This is a genomic window from Streptomyces sp. NPDC031379, assembly GCF_055569615.1.
Window position 1 is genome coordinate 535,946 of sequence record NZ_JBVIIT010000001.1, and the last position, 17,079, is coordinate 553,024.

10 protein-coding genes are annotated in these 17,079 nt (G+C 73.2%); 8 read left to right on the forward strand and 2 right to left on the reverse strand.

Features of this window, described 5'->3' with window-relative positions; genetic code table 11:
* Positions 1–430: 430 nt before the first annotated feature.
* The 3 genes from ACZ5CW_RS02545 (at position 431) to ACZ5CW_RS02555 (ending at position 3,930) form a co-directional block, all read left to right on the forward strand.
* Positions 431–1,018, forward strand: coding sequence for a sigma-70 family RNA polymerase sigma factor (locus ACZ5CW_RS02545; protein WP_030641278.1), 588 nt, complete (start codon positions 431–433; stop codon positions 1,016–1,018).
* Between the two features lie 163 nt (positions 1,019–1,181).
* On the forward strand, positions 1,182–2,690 hold the full coding sequence (guaB, locus tag ACZ5CW_RS02550) for an IMP dehydrogenase (RefSeq protein WP_468597651.1): 1,509 nt from the start codon (positions 1,182–1,184) through the stop codon (positions 2,688–2,690).
* A gap of 115 nt (positions 2,691–2,805) precedes the next feature.
* Complete coding sequence (locus ACZ5CW_RS02555) at positions 2,806–3,930, forward strand: GuaB3 family IMP dehydrogenase-related protein (protein ID WP_468597653.1); 1,125 nt, start codon at positions 2,806–2,808, stop codon at positions 3,928–3,930.
* A 67-nt stretch (positions 3,931–3,997) separates the two neighbouring features.
* Here the strand turns inward: ACZ5CW_RS02555 and ACZ5CW_RS02560 are convergent, their stop codons facing one another.
* Positions 3,998–4,549 carry a hypothetical protein gene (locus ACZ5CW_RS02560; RefSeq protein ID WP_468597654.1) on the reverse strand — a complete coding sequence of 184 codons (552 nt, stop codon included), beginning with the start codon at positions 4,547–4,549 and terminating at the stop codon, positions 3,998–4,000.
* 187 nt (positions 4,550–4,736) lie between these two features.
* Positions 4,737–5,945, reverse strand: coding sequence for a nucleotide sugar dehydrogenase (locus ACZ5CW_RS02565; RefSeq protein WP_468597655.1), 1,209 nt, complete (start codon positions 5,943–5,945; stop codon positions 4,737–4,739).
* A 283-nt stretch (positions 5,946–6,228) separates the two neighbouring features.
* On the opposite strand from ACZ5CW_RS02565, the gene ACZ5CW_RS02570 reads away from it, so the two are divergent.
* From ACZ5CW_RS02570 to ACZ5CW_RS02590, 5 genes are all read left to right on the forward strand, one after another.
* The gene (locus ACZ5CW_RS02570; protein WP_468597657.1) at positions 6,229–7,938 is read left to right on the forward strand and encodes a glycerol-3-phosphate dehydrogenase/oxidase; all 1,710 of its coding nucleotides are present in this window, start codon (positions 6,229–6,231) and stop codon (positions 7,936–7,938) included.
* Between the two features lie 277 nt (positions 7,939–8,215).
* Entirely contained in the window at positions 8,216–10,267 is a 2,052-nt protein-coding gene (locus ACZ5CW_RS02575; protein WP_468597659.1) for a serine/threonine-protein kinase, read from the forward strand.
* A gap of 163 nt (positions 10,268–10,430) precedes the next feature.
* Positions 10,431–13,085: a protein kinase gene (locus tag ACZ5CW_RS02580; protein ID WP_468597660.1), complete on the forward strand. Its 2,655-nt coding sequence runs from the start codon at positions 10,431–10,433 to the stop codon at positions 13,083–13,085.
* Between the two features lie 162 nt (positions 13,086–13,247).
* A complete protein-coding gene (locus tag ACZ5CW_RS02585; protein ID WP_468597662.1) occupies positions 13,248–15,140 on the forward strand; it encodes a serine/threonine-protein kinase in 1,893 nt (630 codons plus the stop codon).
* Between the two features lie 120 nt (positions 15,141–15,260).
* Entirely contained in the window at positions 15,261–17,036 is a 1,776-nt protein-coding gene (locus tag ACZ5CW_RS02590; RefSeq protein WP_468597664.1) for a serine/threonine-protein kinase, read from the forward strand.
* The last annotated feature ends 43 nt before the right edge of the window (positions 17,037–17,079 follow it).

Sequence of the window (17,079 nt, forward strand, 5' to 3'; positions counted from 1 at the left end):
TCCCTCGGCAGCAGCCGGACGACACCGGGTCGGCGCGTCAGGTGTTCCGAGGGTGCGCACGGCTGCGTGCAGCCGGTCGCCGACGCCGGCGCGGCGCAGGTCATGCCCCGTGTCCCGCTTCGGTGGAGGCATCCGTGGCGGGGCCGTTCGACGGGGGCCGGGGCGTTCGCGCGCCGGCCGCTCGCGCGCCGGGTCTACGATCCCGCCGGACGTGCCGGCGGGTGGTGTGCAAGGCGCCCCGCCGGACGCCCGCTGCTCGTTTCGGCGCGGATGCCGCATCCTTGAGGGTGTGGAGTCTCTCGGGGACGAGTCGGTCGAGCGGAAGGGGAGGGCGCAGGGGATGAGTGCCGGCGCACCTGCTCATAACGCTTCGGTGCACAACCACGAACACGATGCGACGGACCGGACGGCCGCAAGGCACCATGGACCGATGCGCGACGACGAGGCGGGCACGGCCCACGGGGCGATCGGTGCGCTCGTGCATCGTGCCGTCGACGGGGACGAGCAGGCCACGCACGATCTGCTCGCCCATGTCCACCCGTTGGCGCTGCGCTACTGCCGTACCCGGCTGTCCCGGCTTCCCGGTGACGCGCGCCACTTCGTCGAGGACCTCGCCCAGGAAGTCTGCGTGGCGGTCCTCCTCGCCCTGCCCCGGTACCGCGACACCGGCCGTCCCTTCGAGGCGTTCGTCTTCGCCATCGCCTCCCACAAGGTCGCCGACCTGCAGCGCGCCGCGATGCGCCACCCGGGATCCACGGCCGTCCCCTCGGACGAGATGCCGGAGCGCCCGGACGACTCCCTCGGCCCCGAGGAGCGCGCCCTGCTCAGCAGTGACGCCGAGTGGGCCAAGAAACTGCTGGCCAACCTCCCCGAGAACCAGCGCGAGCTGCTCCTGCTGCGCATCGCCGTGGGCTTGACCGCAGAGGAGACGGGGCAGATGTTGGGAATGTCACCCGGGGCGGTGCGGGTCGCCCAGCACAGGGCGCTGAGCCGCCTCAGGGCGCTCGCCGAGCAGTAACCACCCTTCGCGGAGCTGCCGTAGCTCCGCCTCTGAACGGGTGCGCCGCCGGTTCCGTACGAACATACGAAGCCGGAAGCGACCCCGTACCGTGGAATTTGCTAGCGACGCTTCCCGTTAGCATGGACATCCGCACCGATCAAGGCCATTTGGGGAAGGTGTCATGACTGCAAACGTCGACGGAGTGCCCGGTAAATTCGCGACACTCGGGCTGACCTACGACGACGTGCTGCTGCTGCCCGGCGCGTCGGACATGGCACCCGACGAGATCGACACCGCCTCGTACGTCTCCAAGAACGTGCGGGTCAACATCCCGCTGCTGTCCGCCGCCATGGACAAGGTGACCGAGTCCCGCATGGCGATCGCGATGGCCCGCCAGGGCGGCGTCGGCGTCCTGCACCGCAACCTCTCCATCGAGGACCAGGCCAACCAGGTCGACCTGGTGAAGCGCTCCGAGTCCGGCATGGTCACCGACCCGATCACCATCCACCCGGAGGCCACGCTCGCCGAGGCCGACGCGCTGTGCGCCAAGTTCCGCATCAGCGGCGTCCCGGTGACCGACGGCGACAAGAAGCTCCTCGGCATCGTCACCAACCGTGACATGGCCTTCGAGAGCGACCGCAGCCGACGCGTGCACGAGGTCATGACCCCGATGCCGCTGGTCACCGGCAAGGTCGGCATCTCGGGCCCCGAGGCCATGGAGCTGCTGCGCAAGCACAAGATCGAGAAGCTCCCGCTGGTCGACGACGAGGGCGTCCTCAAGGGCTTGATCACCGTCAAGGACTTCGTCAAGGCGGAGAAGTACCCGAACGCCGCCAAGGACGCCGAGGGCCGCCTCCTGGTCGGCGCCGCGGTCGGCGTGGCCGGTGACTCCTTCGAGCGGGCCCAGGCGCTGATCGAGGTGGGCGTCGACTTCATCGTCGTCGACACCGCGCACGGTCACTCCCGCCTGGTCGGCGACATGATCGCCAAGATCAAGTCGAACTCCTCCGGCGTCGACGTCATCGGCGGCAACGTCGCCACGCGCGACGGTGCCCAGTCCCTGGTCGACGCGGGCGCCGACGGCATCAAGGTCGGTGTCGGACCGGGCTCCATCTGCACGACCCGCGTGGTCGCCGGCGTCGGTGTCCCGCAGGTCACCGCGATCTACGAGGCCGCGCTGGCCGCCAAGGACGCCGGTGTCCCGGTGATCGGCGACGGTGGTCTGCAGTACTCCGGCGACATCGCCAAGGCCCTGGTCGCGGGTGCCGACACGGTGATGCTCGGCTCGCTGCTCGCGGGCTGTGAGGAGTCCCCGGGCGAGCTGCTGTTCATCAACGGCAAGCAGTTCAAGTCGTACCGCGGCATGGGTTCGCTCGGCGCGATGCAGACCCGCGGCGACCGCAGGTCGTTCTCCAAGGACCGCTACTTCCAGGAGGGCGTGGCCTCCGACGAGCAGCTGATCCCCGAGGGCATCGAGGGCCAGGTGCCCTACCGCGGCCCGCTGTCCTCCGTCGTCCACCAGCTGGTCGGCGGCCTGCGCCAGTCGATGTTCTACGTCGGCGGCAGGACGGTCCCGGACCTGCAGAGCAACGGCCGGTTCGTGAGGATCACCTCGGCGGGTCTGAAGGAGAGCCACCCGCACGACATCCAGATGACGGTCGAGGCGCCGAACTACAGCAGCAAGAGGTGACCCACGCGCGCGTGGAGACTGTCTGAGGGCGGCCCCGGGTTCTCCGGGGCCGCCCTTGTCATGGGCGTCGGCGATACTGGAAGACGCTGAAACGCATCAGGGAAAGGCCACAGACGTGACTGAGATCGAGATCGGGCGCGGCAAGCGCGGCCGCCGGGCGTACGCCTTCGACGACATCGCCGTCGTCCCCAGCCGCCGTACGCGGGACCCGAAGGAGGTCTCGATCGCCTGGCAGATCGACGCCTACCGCTTCGAGCTGCCGTTCCTGGCCGCCCCCATGGACTCCGTCGTCTCCCCGGCCACGGCCATCCGCATCGGCGAGATGGGCGGCCTCGGCGTGCTCAACCTCGAGGGCCTGTGGACGCGGTACGAGGACCCGCAGCCGCTGCTGGACGAGATCGCCGAGCTGCCCGCCGAGCAGGCGACCCGCCGCCTCCAGGAGATCTACGCGGCTCCCATCAAGGAGGAGCTGATCGGCGCCCGCATCAAGGAGGTGCGCGACTCCGGCGTGGTCACGGCGGCCGCGCTCTCCCCGCAGCGCACGGCCCAGTTCTCCAAGGCGGTCGTGGACGCGGGCGTGGACATCTTCGTCATCCGCGGTACGACGGTCTCGGCGGAGCACGTGTCGTCCTCGCACGAGCCGCTGAACCTGAAGCAGTTCATCTACGAGCTGGACGTCCCGGTGATCGTCGGCGGCTGCGCCACCTACACGGCCGCCCTGCACCTGATGCGTACCGGCGCGGCCGGCGTCCTGGTCGGCTTCGGCGGCGGCGCCGCGCACACCACGCGCAACGTGCTGGGCATCCAGGTCCCGATGGCGACCGCCGTCGCCGACGTGGCCGCGGCCCGCCGTGACTACATGGACGAGTCCGGCGGCCGGTACGTGCACGTGATCGCCGACGGCGGTGTCGGCTGGTCCGGCGACCTGCCCAAGGCGATCGCCTGCGGTGCCGACGCGGTGATGATGGGCTCCCCGCTGGCCCGCGCCACGGACGCCCCCGGCAAGGGCCACCACTGGGGCATGGAGGCCGTCAACGAGGAGCTGCCCCGCGGCCAGAAGGTCGACCTCGGCACGGTGGGCACGATCGAGGAGGTCCTCACCGGCCCGTCGCACACCCCCGACGGTTCGATGAACTTCTTCGGCGCCCTGCGCCGCGCCATGGCCACGACCGGCTACAGCGAGCTGAAGGAGTTCCAGCGCGTCGAGGTGACGGTCGCGGACAGCCAGCACCGGCGCTGACCCGTACGACGCGAAGGGCCCGTCCACCGGATGCGGTGGACGGGCCCCTTCCCGTGCGGGCGCCGGATCAGCCGGCGGCCTTCTTGCTGCCCGAGAACGCGGCGAACGCGGCGATGGCGAAGAAGACGAAGGTGAGCGGGTCGGCGTCTTCCTTCCAGACCTTCTGGACCACGTCGAAGTGCTCGAAGAACAGCTCGTTGAAGCCCACGCCCAGCTGATCGGCACCGATCATGGCCTCGCCGACCAGTTGGCCGATGTAGACCGAGCCCAGCGCGAGGACGGCGCTGACGACGGCGAGAGCCGGGTTGCGGCCACCGGCCTTGCCCGCCGCGAGACCGATGACGAAGCCGACGCCGACGGCCGCCCAGCCGATCTCGTGCTTGGTGGCGCCGATGATGACGCCGTACAGCGCGGCGGCGGCCACGGCGGTGACGACCGCGGCGACCAGGCCGAGGGCGAGGTTGTTCCGGACGGGCGCGGCCGGGGCGGCCGGCGGCGCGAAGGCGCCCGGCTGCGGCGGGTACGGCGTCCCGGGCGCACCCGGCGCCTGCTGGGCGTACGGGTTGCCGTCGACCGGACCGGACTGCGGCGGCTGAGGCGGTGGAGCTGACTCGCTCATGACAGAAATCCCCCCGATGTGGAGCACGACTGATGACGGGAACGGAAGACCCGCACGCACACGTGTGCGGCGAGTCCGGGGGAGACTAACAGCCGGGAACGACAACGCCCCGGCTGATTTCCGCCCGTGACCGCATTCCCTGTGCGACCGTTCTCCGTTCGTGACCGTTTGCCGTCCGTGACCCCTCTCAGAGCCGGTGCGCGGCCCCCGTGGGCGTGGCCCCCCGCGTGTCCAGCAGCAGCTGGGCCTTCACCGACAGGCCTTGCAGGTCGTAGGTGCGGTGCTGCTGCAGCAGGATCGTCAGGTCGGCGTCGGCGGCCGTCTCGTACAGGGAGTCCGCGCGCGGGACCGGCCGGCCCAGGACCTTCCAGGCGGGCACGTACGGGTCGTGGTAGCTCACCGAGGCGCCCAGTTCCATCAGCCGGATCGCGACCTCCTGCGCGGGCGTGCCCTGCTGGTCGGCGAGGTCCGCCTTGTACGTGACGCCGAGGAGCAGGACGCGGGCCCCGCGCGCGGACTTGCCGTGCTCGTTCAGGAGGGTGGCGGCGCGCTGCACGACGTAGCGGGGCATGCGGTGGTTGACCTGCTGGGCCAGCTCCACCATCCGCAGGGTGCGGGTGGCGTGGCCGGTCAGGTCCTGCGGGACGGCGTGACCGCCGACGCCCGGGCCCGGCCGGAACGCCTGGAAGCCGAAGGGCTTGGTCTCCGCGCAGCGGATGACGTCCCACAGATCGACGCCCAGCTCGTGGCAGAGGACGGCCATCTCGTTGACCAGCGCGATGTTGACGTGCCGGAAGTTGGTCTCCAGCAGCTGCACGGTCTCCGCCTCGCGCAGCCCGCGCGCGCGTACCACCTTGTCGGTGAGCCGGCCGTAGAACGCGGCGGCCGACTCGGTGCAGGCGGGCGTGAGGCCGCCGATGACCTTGGGCGTGTTGGCGGGGGTGTGGTCACGGTTGCCGGGGTCGACCCGGCTGGGGGAGTAGGCGAGGTGGAAGTCGCGGCCGGCGCGCAGGCCGGAGCCCTTCTCCAGCAGGGGGCGCAGGAACTCCTCCGTCGTCCCGGGCAGCACCGGCGACTCCAGGATGACTGTGGTGTGCGGGCGGAGCCGCTCGCCCAGGGCGCGGGCGGCGGCCTCCACCTGGCCGAGGTCGAGTCCGCCGTCGGCGCCGCGCGGGGTGGGTGCACAGATCACCGCGGTGCGCACCCGGCCGAGCTGGGCCGGGTCGGTGCCGGGCCGGAAGCCCGCGGAGTGCATCCGGCGCCGCTCGGCGGCGCTGAGCGAGCCCGCCTCCGGGCCGGTGGCGTAACCGACGGTGTGGATGCCTGCGGCGACGGCGGCCTGGGCCAGCGGCAAGCCGTAGGGGCCGAGTCCGATGACGGCGAGGTCTGCGGGCATGGCGTGGGCCGTCCTTCCCAGTAACCGAAGCGGGACAGGTGCGCAACCGCTGTGGACAGCGTGAGCGAGTGCGGTGTCAGACTAGGTACAAATATGACCGATATGTGTGATTGTGTTCGTGTGTCTTCCGAGGGTTGTCAGCGAGTTGTCCACAGGTTGGGAGCGCGTGGTGGCTGAAGTCGGGCAACCCGGTCAGAATTTGGGCATGAGGAGGGGATGAAACCGGGCTTCGCCCACCGGGTGCGGCCGACGCGAGCGAGTTGTGCGACAGCGGGAGGCAGCGGTGAGGACAGCGACTCTGGGACCGGCGCAGCGCGCCGAGGCACTGGCGGCGATGGCGGAGCGCGAGCTGGACGTGCTGGTGGTCGGCGGCGGAGTGGTCGGCGCCGGTACCGCGCTGGACGCGGTCACCCGCGGCCTGTCCACGGGCCTGGTCGAGGCCCGCGACTGGGCGTCCGGCACCTCCAGCCGGTCCAGCAAACTGATCCACGGCGGCCTGCGCTATCTGGAGATGCTCGACTTCGCGCTGGTCCGCGAGGCCCTGAAGGAGCGCGGTCTGCTCCTGGAGCGGCTCGCCCCGCACCTGGTCAAGCCGGTGCCGTTCCTCTACCCCCTGCAGCACAAGGGCTGGGAGCGGTGGTACGCCGGCTCGGGCGTCGCGCTGTACGACGCGATGTCCATGGCCCGCGGTCACGGCCGGGGCCTGCCCATACACCGCCACCTGACCCGCAGTCACGCCCTGCGCGTGGCCCCCTGCCTGCGCAAGGAGGCCCTCGTCGGCGCCCTGCAGTACTACGACGCCCAGATGGACGACGCCCGCTTCGTCGCCACCCTGGTGCGCACGGCGGCGTCCTACGGCGCCAAGGTGGCCAACCGCGCGCGCGTGACCGGGTTCCTGCGCGAGGGCGAGCGGGTCGTCGGCGCCCGGGTGCGGGACGTGGAGGGCGGCGGGGAGTACGAGATCCGCGCCCAGCAGATCGTCAACGCCACCGGCGTGTGGACCGACGACACACAGGCCATGGTGGGCGAGCGGGGCCAGTTCCACGTCCGCGCCTCCAAGGGCATCCACCTGGTCGTGCCCAAGGACCGGATCCACTCCACCACCGGCCTGATCCTGCGCACCGAGAAGTCCGTGCTCTTCGTCATCCCCTGGGGCCGGCACTGGATCGTCGGCACCACGGACACCGAGTGGGACCTGGACAAGGCCCACCCGGCCGCGTCCAGCGCCGACATCGACTACCTGCTGGAGCGCGTCAACTCGGTGCTCGCCGTGCCGCTCAGCCGTGACGACGTGCAGGGCGTGTACGCGGGCCTGCGGCCGCTGCTGGCCGGTGAGTCGGATGCCACCAGCAAGCTGTCCCGGGAGCACACGGTCGCCCATCCGGCGCCGGGGCTGGTGGTCGTGGCGGGCGGCAAGTACACCACCTACCGGGTGATGGCGAAGGACGCCGTCGACGAGGCGGTGCACGGCCTGGACATGCGCGTCGCCGACTGCGTGACGGAGGAGACCCCGTTGCTGGGGGCCGAGGGATACCAGGCGCTGTGGAACGCGCGAGCACGGATCGCCGCCCGCACCGGGCTGCACGTGGTCCGCGTGGAACACCTGCTGAACCGTTACGGCTCGATGGCCGAGGAGATCCTGGACCTCATCGCCGCCGATCCCGCCCTGGGCGAGCCGCTGCAGGCCGCCGACGACTATCTGCGCGCCGAGGTGGTCTACGCCGCCTCGCACGAGGGGGCCCGGCACCTGGACGACGTCCTCACCCGCCGCACCCGCATCTCCATCGAGACCTTCGACCGGGGCACCCGCAGCGCCCGCGAGGCGGCCGAGCTGATGGCCCCGGTCCTCGGCTGGGACAAGGACCAGATCGAGCGCGAGGTCGAGCACTACGAGAAGCGGGTGGAGGCCGAGCGGGAGTCCCAGCTCCAGCCGGACGACCAGACGGCGGACGCGGCACGGCTGGGGGCGCCGGACATCGTGCCGCTGACCTGACCTGACCTGACCTGACCTGACCTGGTCGCACCGCACCCGGCCTCACCACACCCGTCCGGGCCGTGCGCCACGGCCCGGGGGCCGTTATGTCTTCCGTCGAGCGAAGCGTGGGGTTCTGGGAGCCTACGGCCCATCAATCCGGTAAGCGGAACACCTGCTTCAGGGGGTCTTCCGGTGTACGGAAGGCGTGCTGCGCCCAGGGGCCCCCTGGGCGTCGGGCACTTGTGGGGTGAGAGACAATGGAGGCTCTGTCAGGGCGGGTTGTATGAGGGGACGCATGTCGGAGGCGGAGCGGGCGGGGACATCCCGTCAGGAGACTCGTCAGGGCAAGAACGAGCGGCGTCTCCTCGCCGGGCGGTACCGGCTGGGAGACGTGCTGGGCCGTGGCGGCATGGGCACGGTCTGGCGCGCCGAGGACGAGACCCTGGGCCGGACGGTCGCCGTCAAGGAGCTGCGGTTCCCGTCGAACATCGACGAGGAGGAGAAGCGGCGCCTGATCACGCGCACCCTGCGCGAGGCCAAGGCGATCGCCCGGATCCGCAACAACAGCGCGGTGACGGTCTTCGACGTGGTCGACGAGGACGACCGGCCCTGGATCGTCATGGAGTTGGTGGAGGGCAAGTCCCTCGCCGAGGTCATCCGCGAGGACGGCCTGCTGGAGCCGAAGCGCGCCGCCGAGGTCGGCCTCGCCGTCCTCGACGTGCTGCGCTCCGCGCACCGCGAGGGCATCCTGCACCGGGACGTGAAGCCGTCCAACGTGCTCATCGCCGAGGACGGCCGGGTCGTGCTCACCGACTTCGGCATCGCGCAGGTCGAGGGTGACCCGTCCATCACCTCCACCGGCATGCTCGTCGGCGCCCCCTCCTACATCTCGCCCGAGCGCGCCCGCGGCCACAAGCCCGGCCCGGCGGCCGACCTGTGGTCGCTCGGCGGCCTGCTGTACGCGGCGGTCGAGGGCCTGCCCCCCTACGACAAGGGCTCGGCGATCGCCACGCTCACCGCCGTGATGACCGAACCCCTGGAGGAGCCCAAGAACGCGGGCCCGCTCCGGGACGTCATCTACGGCCTGCTCAACAAGGACCCGGCCCAGCGGCTCGACGACAGCGGGGCCCGGGCCCTGCTCAACAAGGTGATCCACGCGCCCGAGCCGGAGCCGATGGACGCCACACGGGTGGTTCCGCTGCCGGGGCAGCCCGGTTCGCCCGAGGGCAAGCGGGGCGAGGAGGCCGCGGAGAAGCTGCGCGGCGCGCTGCGCTCGGTGCGCAAGGCGGCCGGGGCGGCCACCGCCGCGGCCACGGCGCGGGCGAAGAGCGGAAGCGACACGGCCGCGCCGGGTACCGGTGGCGCGCCGGGCGCGGGCGGTGCGCCGGGTGTGGGCGGCGCGGCCGCCGGTGGGGCGCGGCCCGCGCCCTCCGGACCGCTGGGCACCGGACCCGCGGGGAGGCCGGCGGGTCCCGCCTCGGGTTCCGCCGCTGTGCCGAACTCCAGCGCGAACAAGGCCAATTCGGGCTGGCCCGTGGTGCCGCCGCCGGACCTCGACCTGCGGCCGCGGCCGGTGCCGAGGGCGCCGCTGACCGACGTGGTGCCCAAGCGCACGCTGGTGATCATCGCCGTGGTGGTCGTCCTCGCGGTGCTCGGCACGGTGCTGGCCCTCACGCTGGGCGGCGACGACGGCGACAAGGACAACGGGGCCAGGGCCACGACCGGCGCGAGCGCGTCCACCAAGCAGGACAAGGACACCGGCGGCGCGGACGGCAAGGAGAACGGCGCGCGGACGGACGGTGCCGCCCCGACGCCCGCGAGCACCGGTACCGGAGCGCCCGGCGCCGGCGCGAGCCCGACGGCCGACGGCTCGGGTTCGCCGGACGCGTCCGGCTCCAGGAAGGGCGGGAGCGCGCCGGCGGTCTCGACCCGCAAGAGCGGCCAGGGCTACTCGATCGGCCTGCCCAAGGGGTGGAGGTACAGGTCCTCCGACAACGCCGGCGACCGCTACACCGGGCCCGACGGGCAGAAGCTGCTCGTCGGGTGGACCGGCTCGCCCAAGGACGACCCGGTGGCGGACTGGACGAACCAGGAACGCGGCATGGTCCGTTCCCAGTACCAGAGGATCCGCATAGAAAAGGTGGACTACCGCGGCTGGAACACCGCGGACTGGGAGTTCACCTACGCCGACGACGGCACCAAGTACCGCAGCATCGACCGGGGGTTCGTGGTGAACGGTCATCTCGGTTACGGGCTGATGTACACGGCGAAGGCCGCGAACTGGGACAGCGCGCTGCGCAAGGACACCTGGAAGACGCTGACGAAGTCCTTCAAGCCCAAGTCGTAGGAGGACGGCGCCGGTTTGGCGCGTGAGAATCCGTCATCCTCTCAATGCGGGTTGCCTCCGGCACGTATCGTGAAGGGTCGCGGACCGTACGCAGCCGGATGTGTGTGCGAAACGGGTCGTGAGGCGAACGGATGTGAGCGACCGGGCGGCCGGGGGAGGCAAAGTGGACGACTACGCGGGTCGGGTGCTCGCCGACCGCTACCGCCTGCCGTTGCCGCCCTCGGACGAGTACGAACTCACCGAGACCCGTGCCTTCGACACCTACAGCGGCCAGGAAGTGCTCGTCCGGCAGGTGCCGTTGCCGGAGGTCGTCGAGGCGGAGGTGCTGGACGCCGAGGGACTGCCCGAGGGCTTCACCGCACGCGCGCGCGGGACACGCCCGGCGCCGGCGGCACGGAACGCCACCCGGCGGCCCGTCGACCCCGCGGTCCGGCGCGCCGTCGAGGCCGTGCAGGCGGCGGCCCGCATCCCCGACCATCCCCGACTGGACCAGGTCTTCGACGTCTTCGCCGAGGGCGGTTCGCTGTGGATCGTCAGCGAGTCGGTGGCCGCGCGTCCGCTGGCCGCGTTGCTCGCCGAGAAGCCGCTGACGCCGTACCGGGCGGCCGAGGTCGCCTCCGACGTGCTCATGGCGCTGCGGGTGCTGCATGCCCACGGCTGGGTCCACCGCAACATCACCGCCCGCACGGTGCTCGTCTGCGACGACGGCCGTGTGATGCTGACCGGCCTCGCGGTCGGCGCGGCGGAGGAGGCGCTGAGCGGATACGACCCGGTGCCGGTTCCGGAGGGCCTCGCGAAAGGCCCGGAGGGACCGGAGCGGGCAGCGGGCCCTGAACCGGGAGCCGGGGCAGACCGCGCCGGCGGCCCGGGGGTGCCGGCGGCCGGTGGCCGTGGCCCGGGTGGTTCCACCGGTTCCGGTGATCGCGCAGGTGGTGCGGCAGGCCGGGCGGGCGGTGCGGTCGGCGGGTCCGCCGGTGCGGGCGGTGTGCCGGGAGCCGATGCCGATCCCGAGGCCGCGCGCCGGGCCGCGATCCAGGCGAGGGCGTCCGGCGGGCTGCCGGTGCCGGGCGGGCACGGGGTCTCCGCGGGGACCGGTGCGCTCGAGGCGTCCGGTGCGGCGGGACAGCGTGCCCTGGACAGCGGTGCGGACATCCGTGCCGCCCGGGCCGGGGCCATCGCCGCCTACCGCGCGGGTGCCCGCGCCGCCGCCCGGGTGCACGAGGCCCAGCAGAACGGGCGCGCCGCCCTGCCCGGGGCCCGGCCGCCCGCCGAGGACGACACCGGTGCCGACCGGGCCGACGGAGCCGGTCGGCCGTCGTACCCGGCCGAGCCGGGCAGCGCGACGCCGCCCGGCCGGATCGCCGACCCGTACGGCGTGCGGGGCGCGCCGTGGCACGGCGCCTCGCCGCGGGCCGGAACCCCCGTCCCCCTCGACTCCGCCGCCGGTGACCGGGACATCGTCCCCGCCCCGGGCGGCCAGGGCGTCCCGCCCGCCTCCCGGACCCCTGCCCTGCCCGCACAGGCGGCCGCCCGCTGGGACGACACCGGCACCGCGGGGACCGTGCGCCGGGGGCCCGCCACCGCGCTGGCCGCCGAACGGGCGCGGCAGCTGCGGATGACCGTCGTGGGCCCGGTGACCGAGCGGTGGGCGCCGGAGCAGGCCGGGCCCGTGCACGAGAACTGGCAGCTGGCGGCGCCGATCGGCCCGGCCACCGACCTGTGGGCGCTGGGCGCGCTGTTGTTCCGGGCGGTGCAGGGGCACGCGCCGTACCCGGAGGAGTCGACGGCCGAGCTGGTGCAGCTGGTGTGCGCCGAGCCGCCCGCGTTCGCCGAGGAGTGCGGACCGCTGCGTCCGGTCGTGGAGTCGCTGCTGCGTCAGGACCCCACCGACCGGCTGGACTTCGAGGAACTGAGCGGCTGGCTGCGGTCGCTGGTGCGGTCCGCGCCCGAGCCGGACGCCGGCGCCCATGTCGTCCCCGTCCCGCCCGCCGACCCGAGCCGGCTGCCGATCGTCCGGCGCCGTGGCGAGCTGGTGCGGCGACGGCGCGCCGGACTGCCCGCGGCCCAGTCGCACGGCCGGCACAAGCGGGGTCGGGAGGAGGGCCGTTCGCCGCGCAGCCTGGGCCGCACCCTGCTCGTGCTGATCCTGCTCCTGCTGGCCGGCGCGATCGCGTACGCGATGCTGTTCATGCCGAAGCAGAAGGACAGCGGCGCGGCCGGCGGCGACCGTACCGGCAGTGCGGGGCAGGCGAGCCCCGCGCCCTCCCGGTCGGCGGAACCGTCGGCCGGGGGGAGCACGCCGGACGGCAGCCCCTCAGCCTCCGCGCCCGCCACCGAGACACAGACCGGCGGCGACCCCTCCGTCGCCGACGGCTTCACCCTGCGCAAGGACCCGGACGGCTTCCAGGTCGCCGTCGCCAAGGGCTGGGGCCGCACCCCGAAGAACGGCAGCGGCCAGGTCGTCTACGCCGGCGGGAAGTTCGAGCTGATCCTCGTGCCCGGCCGGGACGGCGCCTCCTCCTACGGCAGCGATCCGATGGTCTACCAGCGGGACAAGGAGGGCGAGCTGCAGCCGTACCGGAACTCCAGCTGGGCCACCGCCACCGGTCTGAGAACCATCGAGGTGGGCGGACGGACCATGGCCGAGGGCCAGTTCACCTGGACCGACGGGCAGGGCCGCGACCTGTTCGTGCGCAACATGGCGATCCTGCTCGACGGCCGCTACCACGTCGTCCAGGTCCGTGGTCCGGAGGCCGAGCGGGACGAGGTGACGCGACTGTACGAGCAAGCCACCGCGACGTACCGCTACACCGGTTGAGCGCCCCGTATACCGGCGGAGGGGAGCGGGATCCGCTCGCCGTCCGGGCGCGTGAGCGGCAACCGTCACAGGACTGTCACCTTGGCACCCCGCTTGTTCCCAGAGGAAGGGGCGGTCCTTAGTCTGACCCTGTCAAGAGCATTGCGGGGCAACGTGAATCAGATGCAGGGCCTGCTCATAGCGGGCCGCTACCGGCTTGCCGATTCCATCGGCAGCGGCGGCATGGGCCGGGTGTGGCGCGCCCACGACGAGGTGCTGCACCGGTCGGTCGCCGTCAAGGAGTTGACCGCCTCGCTCTACGTCTCCGACAGCGATCGGGCCGTTCTGCTCGCCCGCACCCGGGCCGAGGCCCGGGCCGCCGCGCGCATCAACCACTCCGCCGTCGTCACCGTGCACGACGTCCTCGAGCACGACGGCCGCCCGTGGATCGTGATGGAGCTGGTCGAGGGCCACTCCCTGGCCGACGCGCTCAAGGAGCGGGGACGCGTCGAGTCGCGGGAGGCCGCGCGGATCGGCCTGTGGGTGCTGCGGGCGTTGCGCGCCGCGCACTCCGCCGGCGTGCTGCACCGGGACGTCAAGCCCGGCAACGTCCTGCTCGGCCGGGACGGCCGGGTCCTGCTCACCGACTTCGGCATCGCCCAGATCGAGGGCGACACCACGATCACCCGTACCGGAGAGGTCGTCGGCTCGGTCGACTACCTCGCTCCGGAGCGGGTGCGGGGCCACGACCCCGGCCCGTCCTCGGACCTGTGGGCGCTCGGCGCCACGCTGTACACGGCCGTCGAGGGCCGCTCGCCGTTCCGCCGCACCTCGCCGCTGGGCACCATGCAGGCGGTCGTCGAGGAGGAGGCGGACGAGCCGCGCCACGCCGGTCCGCTCGGACCGGTCATCACCGCCCTGCTGCGCAAGGAACCGGACCGGCGGCCGGGCGCGCAGGACGCGGAGCAGATGCTCGCCGAGGCGGCGGAGGGCCGCCGGCCGCACGCGGCGCAGGCGTTCGTACCGACGCAGGGCTCGGGCGTCCGCCCGGGAGGCGGACCGGGGACGGCCACCTCCGGCCACGGGCCGGGCGCCTCCGGCTACGCGTCGGGCACCGCCTCGGGCTACGGGCCGGGTGCCTCCGGCTACGCGTCGGGCACGACCCCCGGCTATGGGCCGGGCCCCTCCGGCCATGCGCCGGGCGCGTCGGGTCACGGCTCCGGGGCGGCCGCTTCCGGGCATGGCTCCGGCACGTCGGCATCCGGCTACGGCGCGGGGGCGAACGCCCCCGGCCACGGCGCCGGCGCGGTGGCGGGCGCGGGCGCGGGCCGTTCCGCGACCGACCCGACCGCCCTGGCGCACACGGTCGTGGGGCCGACGGGCGAGACGCGCCCGGCCGCCGGCCGTCCCCGGCGCCGGCTGCGCACCCTCGCGCTCGTCGTCGCCGTCGCGGCCGTGCTCGGCGGCGGGGCGGCGGTGGCCTTCCAGCAGTGGGGCGGGAGCGGGAAGCCGAGCCACAGCGAGGCGAGCGGTGACACGTCCCCGGCCCCGGCGTCCTCGGCGAGCGGCAGCGACGCGCCCGGCCAGGACGGCACGATCCCGGCCGGCTGGGAGACCCACGCCGACCCGCTGGGCTTCGGCCTCTCGCTGCCCAAGGGCTGGAAGCGCAAGGTCTACGGCATCCAGGGCGACCTCAAGCAGATCGACTACTCGCCCGACGACGGCAAGCACTTCGTCCGCATCGCCATCGACGGCTCACCGGACTTCGCCGACGCCCAGCTCCACCAGAAGGACCTGGAGCAGCAGCTCCAGCGGCTGGTCGACTACCAGCGCGTGACCCTGAAGGAGAACATCTACCGCGACCGCAAGGGCTCGCTGTGGGAGTACACCTGGACCGCTCTGAAGAAGGACCCGCCCTACGTCCCCGGGCCGCGGCACGCCATCGAGCAGACGTACTTCTCCCGGCAGGGCACCGAGTACGTGATCTACATGTCCTCGCCGGCCGAGGACTGGGCCACGACCAGCAAGCAGTTCACGTGGGTGCTGCAGAGCTGGCGGCAGCCGGACGCGGGCTGACCCGGCCGGCGGCACCGAGACGGCCGAAACGCCGAGAAGGCCGAAAATGGCAGGCTGGGCGCGCCGCTTGGCCGATCGGCGCCCCGGAGCGCATGGGTCCGGTGCGGCATGATGGGGCCCATGGGGACCGAAGGCGCCGACTTCCGGGTGATCGCGGGCCGTTACCGCCTGGAGGAACGCATCGGGCGCGGCGGCATGGGCGTCGTGTGGCGGGCGAGCGACGAACTGCTGGGCCGTCACGTGGCGGTCAAGGAACTCCTCCCGGACGACTCGCTCCCGGAGGACGACGCCCGCCGTCGCCGTGACCGCACCTTCCGCGAGGCCCGTGCGGTCGCCCAGCTGCGGCACCCGCACATCATCGTCGTGCACGACGTGGTGGAGCAGGACGAACGGCCGTACCTCGTCATGGAGCTGGTGGACGGCGGCTCGCTCGCCGACCGGATCGCCCGGCAGGGCCCGGTCGACGCCGCCGAGGCCGCGCGGATCGGCATCGCCCTGCTGAGCGCGGTGCACACCGCGCACGAGGCGGGGGTGCTGCACCGGGACATCAAGCCCGCGAACGTCCTGATCGAGTCCGGCACCGACCGGGTCGTGCTCACCGACTTCGGTATCGCGCAGGTCGCGGGCGCCACCACGCTCACCGAGACCGGATCCTTCGTCGGCTCGCCCGAGTACACCGCACCGGAACGGATGTCCGGACTGCGCACCGGGCCGGAGTCCGACCTGTGGTCGCTGGGCGCGCTGCTGTGCACGGCGCTCAGCGGCGAGTCGCCGTTCCGGCGCGACTCGCTGGGCGGCATCCTGCACGCCGTCGTCGCCGGCGACATCCGGCCGCCGGCGCAGGCCGGGCCGCTGCTGCCCGTCGTACGGGGCCTGCTGGAACGCGACCCCGACCGCCGGCTGGGCGCCGCGGACGCCGAGTGGATGCTGCGGACCTACCTGGAGACGGGCCGGACCCCGGCCGCGCCGGGCGGCCACGGTACGGCGGGCCCGCACGGCGGCGCGCGCATCCACCTGCTCGGCGGCGGCCGTTCACCCAGATCCGGGACGGCCGGCAGCCACACCTCGCGGTCCGGGGGCTCCGGCAGCCGGCCGCCCACGGCCCCGGCGCCCTACACCCCGACCCAGGAGGACGTCCCGTACGGCGGCCCGCTCCCGTCCGCCGCGACCCGGCCGTCGGCGCCGTCCCCCGCCCGGCCGTCCCCGCGCGGGGTGCTGATCGCCGCCCTGCTCGTCGCCGCGCTGGCCGGGGCCGGCGTGTCGGCCGCGGCGCTGCTGCTGCACCGCGACGGGGACGGGGGCGGCGGCACCCCGGGCGGTACGGCGACGACTCCCGCACCCAGGACCGGCACGAGCACGAGCGCGCCCCCGACTCCCACCGGCACCTCCCCGGCTCCCAGCGCGGCACGCCCGGCGGGCACCGGCCCGACCGGAGCCGACTCGCCCACGGCACCCTCGGGTTACCGCACCGCCCGGGACGCGGCGGGGTTCTCCCTCGCCGTGCCGGAGGACTTCACCCGCAGCCTCCAGGGCGAGCGCGTCTTCTACCTCTCGCCGGGGCAGACCTTCCGGCTCGGCATCAGGATCTCCGACTCCCAACCGGGCGGCCCCACGGCCATGATGGAACGCTCGGCCGCCAAGGGGCCCTCCACCAACCCCGGATACCACGACGGCCGGGTCACCCCGACCACGCACGACGGACACCCCGCCGCCCTGTGGGAGTTCTCCTGGGACGGCTTCAGCGCCGCGGAGGGCCCTCGGCACACCTACGACCTGTGCTGGGAGGAGGCCGGGCGGACGTACGACGTGTGGGTGTCGGCGCCGGTGGGCCGAGTGCAGGAAGCCCAGGAGTACTTCGACGTGGCGGTCGGCACCTTCTCGGTCACGGGTGTGTGACCGGTTCGTGTGAGCTGTGGCTTCGGGCGGCGCGGGCGCGATA